This is a genomic window from Microbacterium enclense (assembly GCF_001456955.1).
Lineage (GTDB): Bacteria > Actinomycetota > Actinomycetes > Actinomycetales > Microbacteriaceae > Microbacterium > Microbacterium enclense.
Genome location: NZ_KQ758467.1, coordinates 654,725 through 669,603 on the forward strand (window position 1 = coordinate 654,725; position 14,879 = coordinate 669,603).

The following is a 14,879-nucleotide window of genomic DNA, read 5'->3' on the forward strand; positions in this document are numbered from 1 at the left end:
GAGGCGCCGTTTCTTGCACAGCGGGGCGTTTCTCGCGGAGAAAACACCGACTCACGCGAAGACGCCGCCTCGCGCGCGACACCCGCCGACTCGCCGGTTCTCGCGCAGCGCAGCGTTCCGCGCCGAGAAACGCGGTTTCGTGCCAGAAACGCTGCGACACGCCGTTTCTCGCACGGCGAAGCGTTTCTCACGGAGAGGAAACGCCGCCTCACGCGAAGAGAACGCCGCCTCGCGCGAAGAGAACGCCGCCTCACGCGAAGAAAACGCCGCCTCAGTAGCTCTCGCGCTCTTCGCTGAGGCTGCGGCCGGTGACGAATCGCGCCGCGAGGGCCTCCGACGCCCGGGCCAGCAGCGCCACATCGGCACCGACCGCGACGAAGTCGGCGCCCGCGTCGAGGTACGCCTCGGCCACCGCGGGATCGAAGGCGTTCACGCCGACCGGGGTCCCGGCATCCCGGCACGCGGCGAACACGGCGTGCACCGCCGCCACGACGTCGGGATGCGACTGCTGCCCGAGCAGGCCCATGGATGCCGAGAGGTCGGAGGGGCCGACGAAGACGGCATCCACCCCCTCGACGGCGGCGATCTCGGCCGCGGCGGCAACCCCGGCAGTGGTCTCGATCTGCACGGTGAGCGACACTTGGTCGCCGGCGCCGGTGAGGTACCCGTCGACGCGGTTCCAGCGGGCGCTGCGGGCGAGCGCGCTGCCGACGCCGCGGACGCCCCCGGGCGGATACCGGGTCGCGGCGACGGCGGCGCGAGCCTCGGCGGCCGACGACACCATCGGCACGATGAGGTTCTGCGCGCCGAGGTCGAGCACCTGCTTGATGACGACCGGGTCGTTCCACGGCACGCGCACGACCGGCGTGACCGGATACGCCGCGGTGACCTGCAGCAGGGTGAGCACGGTCTCGAGCGAGGCGGCCGAGTGCTCCATGTCGATGAGCAACCAGTCGAGCCCCGACCCCGCGGCGATCTCGGCGGCGACCGGGCTGCCCGAGCACACCCACATGCCCGCGAGCGGACGATCGGATGCCGCGAGGGCGGCGCGGAAGGCCGGGGTCAGACGAAGCGGCACGAGATCGTTCCCATCGGTCCGTAGTCGCAGAAGACGTCGTCGCCCCGCGACACCCACATCGGGCGCGTGAACGATCCTGCCAGGATGATCTCGCCCGCCTCGAGGCGCGCGCCGTGCTGGGAGAACTTGTTGGCCAGCCAGGCGACGCCGGTCGCCGGGTGGCCCAGGACGCCGGCGGCCACCCCGGTCTCTTCGATCTCGCCGTTGCGGCTGAGCACGCCCGGGACCCACCGCAGATCGATCTCGTCGGGGCGTTTGTGCACGTCTCCGAGCACCATCGCCCCATAGGCGGCGTTGTCGCTGATGGTGTCGACGATCGTGCGGCCCTCCAGCTCGATGTGCGAGTTGAGCACCTCCAGCGCCGGGACGGCGTAGTCGATCGCGGCGAGGGCGTCGTCGAGCGTGCAGTCGGGGCCGGCCAGCGGCGTCTTGAGCACGAAGGCGAGCTCGACCTCGATGCGGACGTTGGAGAAGTGCTCGACGGGGATCTCGTCGCCCGAACGGTAGACGGTGTCGTCGAACATCACGCCGTAGTCGGGCTCGGTGATCCCGGTCGCCTGCTGCATGGCCTTGGAGGTCAGGCCGATCTTGCGCCCGACGAGCGTGCGACCCGCGGCGAGCTGCGTATCGCGCCAGCGGCCCTGGATGCGGTACGAGTCGTCGACTGTGGCATCCGGGAATCTCGCCGTGATGCGCGGGATGACCGAGTGGGTGCGGTCCGCCTCGGCGAGCTCGGCCGCGATGGCGTCGATCTGTGCGTCGGTGAGCATGGGTCTCCTGTTCGTTCCGCGTGAGTCGCCAAGAATTGTCGCTTCGGATGGGTCCCCGGCGACAATTTTTGGCACCTCACGCGCGAAGGGGGGCGTCAGAGCTGGTTGCCGAGCTTGAACTCGGAACCGGATGCCGTGGCCTCGGGCGCGCGGGTGTAGCTGAAGCCGTCGGCGCCGATGGTCACGGCCATCTCGCTGGAGTCCTCGCGGGCGCGGACCGGCTGCGGGATGCCGTCGAGGTCGAGCACGAGCGAGCCCTCGGTGTACCACGACGGCACGACGGGGTTGCCCCACCAGTCGCGGCGCTGGTTGTCGTGGACGTCCCACGTGATGACAGGGTTGTCGGGGTCGCCGGTGTAGTAGTCCTGCGTGTAGATCTCGACGCGGTGGCCGTCGGGGTCGCGCAGGTACAGGTAGAACGCGTTCGAGACGCCGTGGCGGCCGGGGCCGCGCTCGATGGCATCCGATCGACGAAGGGCGCCGAGCTTGTCGCAGATGGCGAGGATGTTGTGCTTCTCGTGCGTCGCGAAGCACACGTGGTGCATGCGCGGTCCGTCGCCGCCGGTCATGGCGGTGTCGTGCACGGTGGGCTTGCGGCGCATCCACGCGGCGTAGACCGTGCCCTCCTCGTCCTGGATGTCTTCGGTCACGCGGAAGCCGAGCGCCTGCATGAAGTTGACCGCGCGGGGCACGTCGGGCGTGATCTGGTTGAAGTGGTCGAGGCGCACCAGCTCGCCCGGGATCTGCAGGTCGTAGCGCCACGACAAGCGCTCCTGGTGTTCGGTGTCGAAGAAGAACTCGTACGGGAAGCCGAGCGGGTCGACGACGCGGACAGAGTCGCCGATGCCCTTGGTGAAGCCGTTCGGCTCCCGGCGCACGTCGCAGCCGAGCTCGGTGTAGAACGCGACGGCCTTGTCGAGGTCGTCCGACGACCGCACCCGGTACGAGAACGCGGCGACCGCGGCGACCGGGCCCTTGCGCAGCACGAGGTTGTGGTGGATGAACTCCTCGGTCGAGCGCAGGTAGATCGCCTCGTCGTCCTCCTCGGTGACGTGCAGTCCCAGCACGTCGACGTAGAAGACACGGGATGCCGCGAGGTCGGTGACCACGAGCTCCATGTACGCGCAGCGCAGGATGTCGGGCGCGGGCGCCTCGGGGGTGGGGATCGGGTCGTCGGAGACGATGGGGGCCTCCTGGGTCACCCAGAACCCGGAGGAGGTCTTCTGTTCTTCGGTGTGCTTTGCCATGGATCGCGTCCTTGCGTGGGGTGTTCTGCGGGTCGGGGGTGGCTTCGACAGGCTCAGCCACCGTGCTTTCGGAGGTCCCTGAGCCTGTCGAAGGGACCGGGCGTTCTGCGGGTCGGGGGGTGGCTTCGACAGGCTCAGCCACCTGGCAACGACTCAGCCGTCGGCCGCCGGGCTCAGTGCCCCGGCGCCTTGCCGAACGTCGGGTTGTGGGCGGGGCCGAGCGTGATGTGCACGGCCTGCTGGTCGGTGTAGAAGTCGATCGAGCGGTAGCCGCCCTCGTGGCCGAGGCCCGAGGCCTTCACCCCGCCGAACGGTGTGCGGAGGTCGCGGACGTTGTTGGAGTTCAGCCACACCATGCCGGCCTCGACGTTCTGCGCGAAGTTGTGGGCGCGCTTGAGGTCGCTCGTCCAGACGTAGGCGGCAAGCCCGTACTTCGTGTTGTTGGCCAGCGCGAGCGCCTCCTCGTCGGTGTCGAAGGGGGTGATCGCCACGACGGGGCCGAAGATCTCCTCCTGGAAGATCCGCGCGTCGGGCGAGACGTCGGCGAACACCGTGGGACGCACGAAGTTGCCCTCCGGGAACTCCTCGGGGCGACCGCCGCCGGCGACCAGACGACCCTCGGTCTTGCCGAGCTCGACGTACGACATGACCTTCGCGTAGTGCTCGGGGTGCACGAGGGCTCCGACCTCGGTCTCGGGGTCGTCGGGATAGCCGACCTTCACGCGGTCGGCCTGCGCGGCGTAGCGCTCGACGAAGGCGTCGTACACGTCGCGCTGCACGAGGATGCGGCTGCCGGCGGTGCAGCGCTCGCCGTTGAGCGAGAAGACGCCGAAGATCGTCGCGTCGATCGCGGCATCCAGATCCGCGTCGGCGAAGACGATCGCCGGGCTCTTGCCGCCCAGCTCCATCGACAGGCCCTTGAGGAACGGCGCCGCGTTGCCGAAGATCAGCTGCCCCGTGCTGCTCTCGCCGGTGAACGAGATGAGCGGCACGTCGGGGTGCTTCACGAGTGCGTCGCCGGCATCCTCTCCGAGGCCGTTGACGAGGTTGAACACGCCCTCGGGAAGGCCCGCCTCCTCGAAGATGCCCGCCCACAGGGATGCCGACAGCGGCGTGAACTCCGCGGGCTTGAGCACCACGGTGTTGCCGGTCGCGAGCGCGGGGCCGAGCTTCCACGACTCGAGCATGAACGGGGTGTTCCACGGCGTGATGAGGCCGGCGACGCCGATCGGCTTGCGGTTGACGTAGTTGAGCTGACGGCCGGGCACCTTGAAGGCGTCGTCGGTCTGGGCGACGATCAGGTCGGCGAAGAAGCGGAAGTTCTCCGCGGCGCGGCGGGCCTGGCCGAGCGCCTGCGTGATCGGCAGCCCGGAGTCGAACGACTCCAGCTCGGCGAGGCGCTCGTCGCGCGACTCCACGAGATCGGCGATGCGGTGCAGCACGCGCGAGCGCTCGCGGGGGAGCATGCGCGGCCACGGCCCCTCGGTGAACGCCTTCCGCGCCGCCGCGACGGCGAGGTCGACGTCGGCCTTCTTGCCGGCCGCGGCCTGCAGGTAGGTCTGGTTCGTCACCGGGTCGAGCACGTCGAACGTGTCGCCGTCGACCGAGTCGACGAACCGGCCGCCGATGTAGTGCTGGATGCGCTCGGGCAGCTCGGCCGGCACGCGGCGGGCGGTGGTCTGCGGGGTGGTCATGGGGACTCCTTCGGTGAAGAGGGGTGGATGCCGGACGTCGCCGTCGTCGGGGCGCCGGGTCACGGCATCCGGGGTCAGAAAGCGGGGAGACCGAGCACCTGGTCGGGGTGCTCGTGGATCATGTACGCGTCGAGCGTCGCCGATCTGTGACGGCGCGAGACCTTCTCGATCTCGGCGAGAGGGGCACCGTTCTCGATGAGGACAAGGATGTTCTCGTGCTCGCGCACCGATTCGGCGGCACGGCCGGGCACGAAGCTGAACGTCGAGTCACGCAGGTGGCCGAGGCGGGCCCACTCGGCCTGCACCAGTTCGAGCATGCGCGGGTTGGCGCACTTGGCGAACAGGATCGCGTGGAACTCCTGGTTCAACGCGGTGAAGGCGCGGGGGTCGAAGTGCGCGAGCGTCTCGACCATGAGCTCATTGACCTCGCGGGCGCGGCGCACGTCGTTCGTCGTCAGCGCCCGGGCCGACAGGGCCGTCGCGGCTCCTTCGAGCAGGCTCAGCGCCTGCATGCTGAAACGGTAGGCGGTGTCGTCGACCATCGAGACGCGGGCACCGACGTTGCGCTCGAACATCACCAGGCCCTCGGCCTCGAGCTGGCGGATCGCCTCGCGCACCGGCACGACGCTCATGTCGAGCTCGCCGGCGATCGAGCCGAGCACCAGGCGGTAGCCCGGGGTGAACTCCTGCGAGGCGATGCGCTGCTTGATCCACTGGTACGCCTGCTGCGACTTGCTCAGGCTCGACGCGCGTGCGGTGGCCGGGGTCGTGGCATCCATCAGGCGTTCCTCTCGCTGTCGAACCGCGCGCGCCACTCGGCGTTCATCGGGAACAGTCCCTCGATGGGGTGACCGGATGCCACCTGGCCGGCGATCCACGCGTCCTCTTCTTCCTGGGCGAGCGCGGCGTCGGCCACTTCGTCGGCCAGGGCCGGCGGGATCACGATCACGCCGTCGCCGTCGCCGACGAGGATGTCGCCGGGCTCCACGGTGGTGCCGCCGCAGCCGACGGCGACGTCGGTCTGCCAGGGCACGTGCCGGCGTCCGAGCACGGCGGGGTGCGGGCCGGCGGTGAACACGGGGATGCCGACGGCGGCCACGGCCTCGGCGTCGCGGACGCCTCCGTCGGTGACGATCGCGGCGGCGCCCCGAGCGTGCGCGCGGATGGCGAGGATGTCGCCGAGCGTGCCCGAGCCGGTCTCACCACGGGCCTCGATGACGATGACCTCGCCCTCGCCGACCGCGTCGAACGCGCGCTTCTGCGCGTTCTGGCCGCCGCCGTGGGAGGCGAAGAGGTCTTCGCGATGCGGGACGAACCGGAGCGTCCGGGCCGTGCCGACGAAGCGGCTGCCCGGGGTGAGCGGGCGCACGCCGTCGATGGTGACGTCGTTCAGGCCGCGCTTGCGCAGCTGCCCGCTGAGGGCGGCGACGGGGATGCGCTCGAGCTTCGCGCGCAGCGCGGGGGAGAGGGCGGAGGCCGGGGTCTCGGCATCCGTCACGAGAACAGGGGATGCGACGGAAACAGGGTGATCCGCCGAGTTCTGGCCTGTTTCGGCGACATCTCCTGTTCTCGGCGCAGTGTGGGGCGCGCCGGTATCCGTTACCAGAACAGGGGATGCGGCGGGAACAGGCTGATCCGCCGGGTTCTGGCCTGTTTCGGTGACATCTCCTGTTCTCGTGGCAGCAGCGGCGGCGGCCGCTTCGGCCGAGCCCCAGGCCTCGGTGCGCTGCGTGTCGTCGACCGCGGGGAGCGAGCCGATCGCGGCATCCAACGCGCGCTCGCCCTGCACCACCGTGGTGCGGAGCCGACCGGTCGAGAGGGAGCCGGCATCCACCTGCACCTCGACGGTCTGACCGGGCGTGACCACCGACGAGCCCGCGGGGGTTCCGGTGAGCACGACGTCTCCGGTCTCGAGAGTGAAATGCTGCGACAGGTCGGCGACGATCTGGGCGAGCGAGAAGATGAGTCCCGCGGTCGTGTCGTCTTGCACGAGGTCGCCGTCGACCCAGGTGCGCAGGCGGAGGTTCGCCGGATCGACCGCGCGAGCGTCGAGGAGCGCCGGGCCGAGCGGGGTGTACCCGTCGCCGCCCTTGGAGCGCACGTTCGAGCCCTTGTCGTTCGCGCGCAGGTCGTAGAGACCGAAGTCGTTCGCGGCGGTGATGGATGCCACGTGCGACCACGCGGCATCCGGAGTCACCCACCGGGCCGGCTCGCCGATGACGAGCGCGATCTCGCCCTCGAAGGCGAGCAGCTCGGTGCCCGCGGGGCGCACGATCTCGGACCCGGATGCCGCGAGCGAGCTCGAGGGCTTGAAGAAGTACGAGGGTGCGGCCGGTCGGCGGCCGCGCTGATCGGCGCGCGAGGCGTACGAGAGGTGGACGGCCACGATCTTGCCGGGCCGCGCCCCGAGGGCGGCGAACCGGGGGTCGGTGTCGGTCATGGAGGCTCCCTTGCGTCGTATGTGAAATCGTATATGATCCGAATGGTGGGGGCAACCCCCGCATCACCCTCGACAGAGACGTCGCGGTATCGACGACGCCGTCAAAGGAGTTCCCAATGTCTCGCTCTTCCTCTCCGGGGTTCACGCCCACCGGAACCATCTCGGCGACCGGCGATCGACGCCGCGTCGTCTTCGCCACCGTCGTCGGCACCACCGTCGAGTGGTACGACTTCTTCCTCTACGCCTCGGCCGCCGGGCTGGTGTTCGGGCAGCTCTTCTTCGCCCCGGCCGGCCCCGGATTCGCGCAGATCCTCGCGTTCCTGTCGGTGGGCCTGAGCTTCCTCTTCCGCCCCCTCGGCGCCTTCCTCGCCGGGCACCTCGGCGACAGGTACGGCCGCCGTGTCGTCCTGATGCTGACGCTCATCCTCATGGGGGCGGCGACCACGCTCATCGGCGTGCTGCCGACCTACGAGGTCATCGGCGTGGCCGCGCCCGTGCTGCTCATGCTGCTGCGCGTCGTGCAGGGCATCTCGGCCGGCGGCGAGTGGGGCGGGGCGGTGCTCATGGCCGTCGAGCACGCCCCCAAGGCCAAGCGCAGCCTCTTCGGCGCCTCGCCGCAGCTCGGCGTGCCGCTCGGCCTGCTGCTGGCCAGCGGCATGCTCGCGCTCATGGCGCTGATCGCCCCCGGCGACGCCTTCCTCGCGTGGGGCTGGCGTGTGCCGTTCCTGCTGTCGTTCGTGCTGATCCTCGTCGGCTACTACGTGCGCAAGAAGGTCGAGGAGAGCCCGGTCTTCCTCGAGCTCGCCGAGCGCAAGGAGAAGACGCGGATGCCGATCGTGCAGCTGTTCCGCAAGCACGCGCTCCTGGTGCTCATCGCCGCCCTCGTCTTCGCCGGCAACAACGCGGTGGGCTACATGACCACGGGCGGCTACATCCAGCGTTACGCGACCAACCCCGAGGGACCGATCGGCCTGGCGACGGCGGACGTGCTGGGTGCGGTGACGCTGTCGGCGGTGTCGTGGCTGGTGTTCACGTGGATCGGCGGCTGGGTGGGCGACAAGATCGGTCGGCGCAACACCTACATCATCGGGTGGGCGGCGCAGCTGATCGGCGTCTTCCTGCTGTTCCCGCTCGTCAACACCGGCAGCATCGGGCTGCTCACCCTGGGACTCGTCGTGCTCACCGTCGGCCTGGGCTTCACCTACGGCCCGCAGGCGGCGCTGTACGCCGAGCTGTTCCCGGCATCCATCCGCTTCTCGGGGGTATCGATCTCGTATGCGATCGGCGCGATCCTGGGCGGCGCGTTCGCCCCGACCATCGCGCAGGCGCTCGTGGAGTCGACGGGCACGACGATGTCGGTGACCTGGTACCTCGCCGGGATGACGGTGCTCGGTCTCATCGCCACGCTGCTGCTGCGCGACCGCAGCGGCATGCCGCTCGGACCCGACCACGAGGCGGAGCAGGCCGTGAGCCCCGTGCGGGGACTGTCACGGGCCTGAGCCGTCGTGCGTCTCGGCCCCGTCGCGCGGAGGTGCGGCGGGGCCGCGGCGCGCGTGGCGCGGCGGGGCTGCGGTGCGCCGAGGCTCCGGTGCGGCGGGGCCGCGGCGCGCGTGGTGCTGCCGGGCCGTTCGGCGTGCCGGGCTCCGGCGATCTCCCCTGGAACGGGCCCGCGGTGCGGGCAGTGCACGCCCTCATGCCGCGGATCTCCGGATCACGGCACGGCGGTGCCGCGGGACTCGCCCGCCCACTCCATCCCCGGTGCGTCGTCGGGCCGGCGCGCGAAGCCGTTGCGCTCGTAGAACGCGGCGCGGCCGCGAGCGGCGAACAGCTGCACGTCGCGGACGCCCCGGCGGTGCGCCTCCCCGACGAGACGGCGCACGATCTCGGCGCCGATCCCGGCACCTCGGGCGCTCTCCGACACGATCATCTCGGTCACGAACGCGTGCAGAGCCCCGTCGCCGATCAGGCGGCCGAGGCCGACGAGACGGTTGTCGTCGTCGCGCGCGACGCACACGACCCAGCTGCCGGCGAGGGCGCGTTCGAACGTCTCGAGGGGCCACTGGCCCCAACCGGTCTCGAGATACAGCGCCGCGAACTCCGCGGCGGTGGGGGTTGCGATCGAGAACTGCACGTTCGAGACGTTAGCGCGAGGCGATCTCCTCCCAGAACGGCGCGGTGACGGCGGCGCTCACCCGCAGGTCGAGCAGCAGGAAGCCGCGGTCCTCGGGGGAGCGCGAGACCCAGGATGCCAGGGCGTCGAGGTCGTCGACTGCCTCGACCACCACACCCTCGGCGCCGAACCCGCGCGCGACGGCGGCGAAGTCGACCTGGGGGATGAGCATGGGGTCGGCGTGCAGACCCTTGACGCCGTAGTTGAGGACTTCGGCGCCGTATTGCGCGTCGTTCCACACCACGGCGATACCGCGGCCGCCGGCGACGCGGATGGCCGTCTCGAGGTCGGCGAGGGCCATGAGCCCGCCGCCGTCGCCGGTGCTGAGCACGATCGTGGCGTCGGGGCGGGCGATCGCCGCGCCCGGAACGCTGGGGAAGCCGAGGCCGATCGACTGGTAGGCCGTGCCCACCATGATCAGGCGGTCGGGCGAGGCGACGGGCCAGTACATGTTCGACCAGCCCATGAAGTGGCCGCCGTCGTGGACGACGACGCGGTCCTCCGGCAGCAGTTCGGCGAGGCGGGTGGCCGCGGTCCGCGGGTCGAGCCGCCCGTCGGGACCGAGCCCCTGCCCTTCGGGCTGGAGTCGGGCGGCAGCGAGATCGAGACCTCTGCCCCAGGTCGACGGTGACGCGCCGCGCAGACGCAGGCGTTCCGCGATCGCGACCGCGACGTCGGCGGCATCCCCCCGCACGTATCCGCCGACGTTCGGGTGCGTGGCGGTGGCGGCGAGATCGATTTGGAAGACGCGCGTGCCGGGCGCGAAGAGCTCACCGAAGCGCATCGTGAACTGGTTCAGGCCCGCGCCGAGAACCACGGCGACGTCGGCTTCGTGCACGAGCCGCATCGCCCCGGGCGCACCGAACCCGCCCGCGACGCCGAGGTCGCGCGCCGGATCCGAGAAGATGCCGCGGCCGAGGGCGCTCGTAGTCGTGAGTGCGCCCGTCAGCGCGGCCACCTCGTCAAGGGCGGCGCCCGCCCCCGCCAGCCACGCCCCGCGTCCGCCGAGCAGCACCGGGCGCTGCGCCGACGCCAGCGCCTCGACGATCTCATCGATCACGCCGTGGGCGTACGCGTCGAGCGGCGGGTGCTCGGGCGTCACCTGCGGTTCGGTGCCGGGGGCCGTGGCATCCGGGATCGCGCCCGCCTCGCGGGTCGCGACGTCGTAGGGGATGCCGACCACGACCGGCAGGCGGTAGGTGAGGGCGTGCTCAATCGCGATCACGATGGTCGCGGCGGCATCGCGGTGACCGACCGTATACGTGCGCGCGCCGACGGCTGCGGCCAGAGCGATCTGGTCGACGCCCCACGGTCGGGGGCCCGAGGTGGGCTCGTCGCCCACGATGAGCACGAGGGGGGTGCGCGCCTGGACGGCCTCGGCCAGCGCGGTGAGCGTGTTGGTGAAGCCGGCGCCGTAGGTGGCGGTGGCGGCGGCGAGGCGTCCGCAGGTGCGGTAGTGCGCGTCGGCGGCGACGACACCCGCGGCCTCGTGCCGCACGGCGACGAAGCCCGAGCCCGTGTCGCGGCCCAGCGCATCGAGGAAGTAGGCGTTGCCGTTGCCCATGACGCCGAAGACGGTGTCGATGTGGCGGGCGAGGGTGTGCGCGACGTGCGCGGAGACGGTGGGCATGACGGAAGACGCCTTTCGAGATGAACGGAATGGATGCCGTATGTGTCTCGCGGTCGTCCGCTACGTGCCCTTTTTTCGAGCAGCGACGCACGACCTCGTGCGCCTGACGCGATCGAGTATAGGGCCACGCTTCTCCGTTGACTTGCGCTGAATGCTCACGAAAGGGCTCTCGCGGCGTGCGTTCGGCGCAAGTCAGCGGGGGAAAGGCGAGCGGAGTGGCACGAGCGGGCCGGCCGCGCTCGCGCGCGATCGGGCGCGAGGCGTCGTGCCCCAGGGTGACCGGGGGCGCCACGAAGCGAGCGCGGCCGGTCTAGCGGCGCGCGCGGGGGGACAAGCGGCGACGGCGCGGCGGGCGGAGGCTGTCGGGGCGGGCTCGCAGTACCACGGCCCGGGACGCGAACCGAAGGAGCAACGATGTCCGACCCCACCCCTGCCCTCGCCGATCCCGAGGTCGAGGCCTCGACAGACGTCGCGTCGACGAACGCCGACGACATCGCCCTGCTCGCGCGCGTGCAGGCCCCCGAGGGGGAGGGGCGGGAGATCCCGGATGCCGCGACCCGCGACGTCATCGGCCGGGCACCCGTGCACACGGTCGCCGACATCGACGCCGCCGTCGCCCGTGCGCGCGCCGCACAGCCGGCATGGGACGCCGTCGGACACGAGGAGCGCAGCCGCCTGCTGATGGCCGCGGCCGACCGCATCGAGGCCAACGCCGAGGCGCTCGCCCGTCTGCTCTCGCGCGAGCAGGGAAAGCCGCTGGACGGCCCCAACGCCCGCTTCGAGGTGGGCGCGTGCGCCGCGTGGCTGCGCGCGACCGCGGCCACCGAGCTGAAGCCGGAGGTCGTGGTCGCTGACGGGCAGGTCCACGCCGAATTGCACTACCGTGCGCTCGGGGTGGTCGCCGCGGTGGGACCGTGGAACTGGCCCATGATGATCACCGTCTGGCAGGTCGCCCCCGCCCTGCGGATGGGCAACACCGTCGTCGCCAAGCCGAGCGAGTACACCCCGCTCAGCGTGCTGGCGCTCGTCGACGTGATCAACGAGGTGCTGCCCGCTGACGTGCTCATCGCCGTCTCGGGCGACCGTGACGCCGGCGCCCGGTTGACCGCTCACCCCGACGTCGACAAGGTCATGTTCACCGGCTCCACGGCCACGGGCCGCAAGATCATCGAGAGCTCCGCGGGCAACCTCGCCCGCCTGACGCTCGAGCTCGGCGGCAACGACGCCGGCATCGTGCTGCCCGACGTCGATCCCGCTGCCATCGCCGAGGGCCTGTTCTGGGGCGCGTTCATCAACACCGGTCAGACGTGCGCGGCGCTGAAGCGACTGTACGTCCACGACGACGTGTACGACGCCGTCGTCGAGGCGCTCGCCGGCTACGCCGCGCACGTGCCGATGGGTCGCGGCCTGGATGAGGGCACGGTGCTCGGACCGCTGCAGAACAAGCAGCAGTTCGACATCGTCGACCGGCTCGTCGAGGATGCCAAGGCCTCCGGCGGCCGCGTCGTGCTCGGCGGGGAGCCCGCCACCGATCTCGGCGAGCTGTTCTACCGCACCACGATCGTCGCCGACGTCAGCGACGGCGTCGCCCTCGTCGACGAAGAGCAGTTCGGTCCCGCCCTCCCCGTCATCCGGTACTCCGACGTGGAGGAGGCCATCGCGAGCGCGAACGGCCTCGACGTCGGCCTCGGCGCCTCGGTGTGGTCGAGCGACCGTGACGCGGCCCGCCGTGTTGCGGCGCGCCTGCAGGCGGGCACCGTGTGGATCAACTCGCACGGGGGCGTTCACCCGCTCATCCCGTTCGGCGGCGTGAAGGGCTCGGGCTATGGTCTCGAGTTCGGCGTGGAGGGGCTGAAGGCGCTGGGGGTGCCGCAGGTCATCAACGGCTGAGCGCCGCGCCGCTCCGTGTGAGAGCCGCGTCCCGTCGGGGCGCGGCTCTCTCCGTGCCCTGAAAGTCCCGCGCTCGCGCACCGCAGTCGACGCGGCGCAGGGGAGACGAGCGGATGCCGCTGTGGCATTCGATACCGTTCCGTCGGTTCGATTCTGTGGACGGCGCTCCGGCGTCGGCGCGGGTGTCGCCATTCTGTGGGGCGGCCCCGGGGTGTCGGGAGCGCGCGGGCCTGCGCCCCGGGCGCACGGCGCGCCACCGCACACGAAAGAGCCGCGCCCCCGGAGGGACGCGGCTCTCGATCGATGACGGCCTCAGCGCTCCACCGGACCGGCCGACGTCGGGCTCGTGGCATCCGTCATCACAGTCCGGGCACGGGGTCTTTGCCCTTCTCGGCGGATGCGACGTTGAAGGCCTCGAGGTCGTCGGCGAGCCCGGCGTAGACGGCCGGCTTGCGGCGGCGTAGGAAAGCGCCGTAGGCGATGCCGCCGATCACGGCGGCGACGAGCAGCAGCGGCATCATGCGGATCGCGGGTTCGTTGGAGCCGGCGACGATGTCGAAGTTCACCACCGCGAGGATCACGATGACCGACAGCGCGAGGAAGCCGATGCCGGGCGCGATCAGCGTGCTCCACCAGCGACGGTCGCCGCGGCGGCGGAAGAACGCCACGATCGACAGGGCGGCGAGAGCCTGCAGCACGATCACGGCGAGCGTGCCGAAGCCGAGCATCGCGGGCACGAGGTTGAGGATCGGGTCGAGTCCGACGAGGGCGAACGCACCCGCGACGATCGCCGCGAACCCGGCCTGCACGATGCCCGCGAGCTGCGGCGCGCCCGAGGCACGTGTACGGGCCAGGGCGTGGGGCAGCACGCGGGCGCGGCCGAGGGCGTAGAGGTAGCGGGTCGCGGAGTTGTGGAAGGCGAGCATCGCGGCGAACAGGCTCACCAGCAGCAGGACCTGCATGACGACCGTCAGCTGCGGGCCGAGGTAGGTCGCGGAGAGGCTGAAGATGAGGTCACCGGTGGCCAGGTGCTCCTGCGCGGTGCCCTGCGCCAGCGCGACCCCGGTGGCGCTGACCACTGCCCAGGTGGTGACGCCGAGGATCACGCCGATCGCGATGATCGCGGTGTAGGTGGCACGGGGGATGGTCTTCAGCGGGTTGCGCGCTTCTTCGCCGAACAGGGCGGTGGCCTCGAAACCGAGGAAGCCGGTGGCCGCGAGCAGCAGACCGATCGGGAGTGACCCCGAGAAGACGGCCTCGGGTGAGAAGGCGCCGAGGTCGTAGCCGGTCTGCACGAGCACCGAGACGTCGAAGACCACGAGCATCAGCACCTCGAGGACGAGGGCGACGCCGAGGACCTTCGACGAGAAGTCGACGCCGGTGCGTGCCATGACGAAGCACACGACGATCGACAGCAGACCCCACAGGTACCAGTGCATGTCGAAGCCCGTCAGCCCCGCGATGATCGACTGCATGAAGAAGCCGCTCGTGCCGATCGTGCCGACGACGAAGAAGTTGTAGCCGAGTGTTGCGATCAGACCCGCGATGAGCCCGCCGGTGCGCCCGAGGCCCTTCACGACGAAGGCGTAGAAACCGCCCGCGTTGACCAGCTGCTTCGACATCTGCGCGTAGCCCACGGCGAACAGCAGCAGGATCACGGCGATGATCAGGAACGATGCGGGCGTGCCTCCGCCGTTGCCGAGAGCGATCGCGAGCGATGCGACGACGACGATGCCGGTCAGCGGCGCGACGGCCGCGAGGACGAGGAAGACGATGCCGGCGACGCCCAGGGCGCCGCGCTGCAACGCGGTGGAGGAGCCGGCGGTGGTCGAGTCGGTCATGGCAGTCCTTCGGGTTCGGATTCCGAGCGGGCGTCAGCGTCCGCTGCAGTGATCTTGCTCCCGCCGCGCCCGCCCGACTTGACCGCCGGTGAGGGGGCCTGTTGCGTCCGCGCAGGGAC

General features: G+C 71.0%; 11 protein-coding genes. 2 read left to right on the top strand and 9 right to left on the bottom strand.

The window, feature by feature from the left end; genetic code table 11:
- Window positions 1-271: 271 nt before the first annotated feature.
- From AS029_RS03045 to AS029_RS03070, 6 genes are all read right to left on the bottom strand, one after another.
- A complete protein-coding gene (locus AS029_RS03045; RefSeq protein ID WP_058231086.1) occupies window positions 272-1,078 on the bottom strand; it encodes an aldolase/citrate lyase family protein in 807 nt (268 codons plus the stop codon).
- Window positions 1,063-1,848, bottom strand: coding sequence for a fumarylacetoacetate hydrolase family protein (locus AS029_RS03050; protein ID WP_058231087.1), 786 nt, complete (start codon window positions 1,846-1,848; stop codon window positions 1,063-1,065). Before AS029_RS03050 ends, AS029_RS03045 begins: the two co-directional genes overlap by 16 nt.
- A gap of 95 nt (window positions 1,849-1,943) precedes the next feature.
- On the bottom strand, window positions 1,944-3,095 hold the full coding sequence (hpaD, locus tag AS029_RS03055; protein ID WP_058231088.1) for a 3,4-dihydroxyphenylacetate 2,3-dioxygenase: 1,152 nt from the start codon (window positions 3,093-3,095) through the stop codon (window positions 1,944-1,946).
- 173 nt (window positions 3,096-3,268) lie between these two features.
- Window positions 3,269-4,789 carry a 5-carboxymethyl-2-hydroxymuconate semialdehyde dehydrogenase gene (gene hpaE, locus AS029_RS03060; protein ID WP_058231089.1) on the bottom strand — a complete coding sequence of 507 codons (1,521 nt, stop codon included), beginning with the start codon at window positions 4,787-4,789 and terminating at the stop codon, window positions 3,269-3,271.
- Window positions 4,790-4,863: 74 nt separating this feature from the next.
- The gene (locus tag AS029_RS03065) at window positions 4,864-5,568 is read right to left on the bottom strand and encodes a GntR family transcriptional regulator (RefSeq protein ID WP_058231090.1); all 705 of its coding nucleotides are present in this window, start codon (window positions 5,566-5,568) and stop codon (window positions 4,864-4,866) included.
- The gene (locus AS029_RS03070) at window positions 5,568-7,229 is read right to left on the bottom strand and encodes a fumarylacetoacetate hydrolase family protein (RefSeq protein ID WP_058231091.1); all 1,662 of its coding nucleotides are present in this window, start codon (window positions 7,227-7,229) and stop codon (window positions 5,568-5,570) included. The genes AS029_RS03065 and AS029_RS03070 overlap by 1 nt, the downstream gene beginning before the upstream one ends.
- 116 nt (window positions 7,230-7,345) lie before the next feature.
- On the opposite strand from AS029_RS03070, the gene AS029_RS03075 reads away from it, so the two are divergent.
- Window positions 7,346-8,728 carry an MFS transporter gene (locus tag AS029_RS03075; protein WP_058231092.1) on the top strand — a complete coding sequence of 461 codons (1,383 nt, stop codon included), beginning with the start codon at window positions 7,346-7,348 and terminating at the stop codon, window positions 8,726-8,728.
- A gap of 212 nt (window positions 8,729-8,940) precedes the next feature.
- On the opposite strand, the gene AS029_RS03080 is transcribed toward AS029_RS03075, so the two are convergent.
- Entirely contained in the window at window positions 8,941-9,360 is a 420-nt protein-coding gene (locus AS029_RS03080) for a GNAT family N-acetyltransferase (RefSeq protein WP_058231093.1), read from the bottom strand.
- 10 nt (window positions 9,361-9,370) lie between these two features.
- Complete coding sequence (locus tag AS029_RS03085; RefSeq protein WP_058231094.1) at window positions 9,371-11,029, bottom strand: thiamine pyrophosphate-binding protein; 1,659 nt, start codon at window positions 11,027-11,029, stop codon at window positions 9,371-9,373.
- Window positions 11,030-11,443: 414 nt separating this feature from the next.
- Between AS029_RS03085 and AS029_RS03090 the strand changes: the two genes are divergently transcribed.
- Window positions 11,444-12,919, top strand: a complete 1,476-nt coding sequence (locus AS029_RS03090; RefSeq protein WP_228375862.1) for an aldehyde dehydrogenase family protein — start codon at window positions 11,444-11,446, stop codon at window positions 12,917-12,919.
- A gap of 359 nt (window positions 12,920-13,278) precedes the next feature.
- On the opposite strand, the gene AS029_RS03095 is transcribed toward AS029_RS03090, so the two are convergent.
- Window positions 13,279-14,760 (bottom strand): APC family permease, encoded by a 1,482-nt coding sequence (locus AS029_RS03095; RefSeq protein WP_058231095.1) that lies wholly within the window; start codon window positions 14,758-14,760, stop codon window positions 13,279-13,281.
- Between the last annotated feature and the right edge of the window lie 119 nt (window positions 14,761-14,879).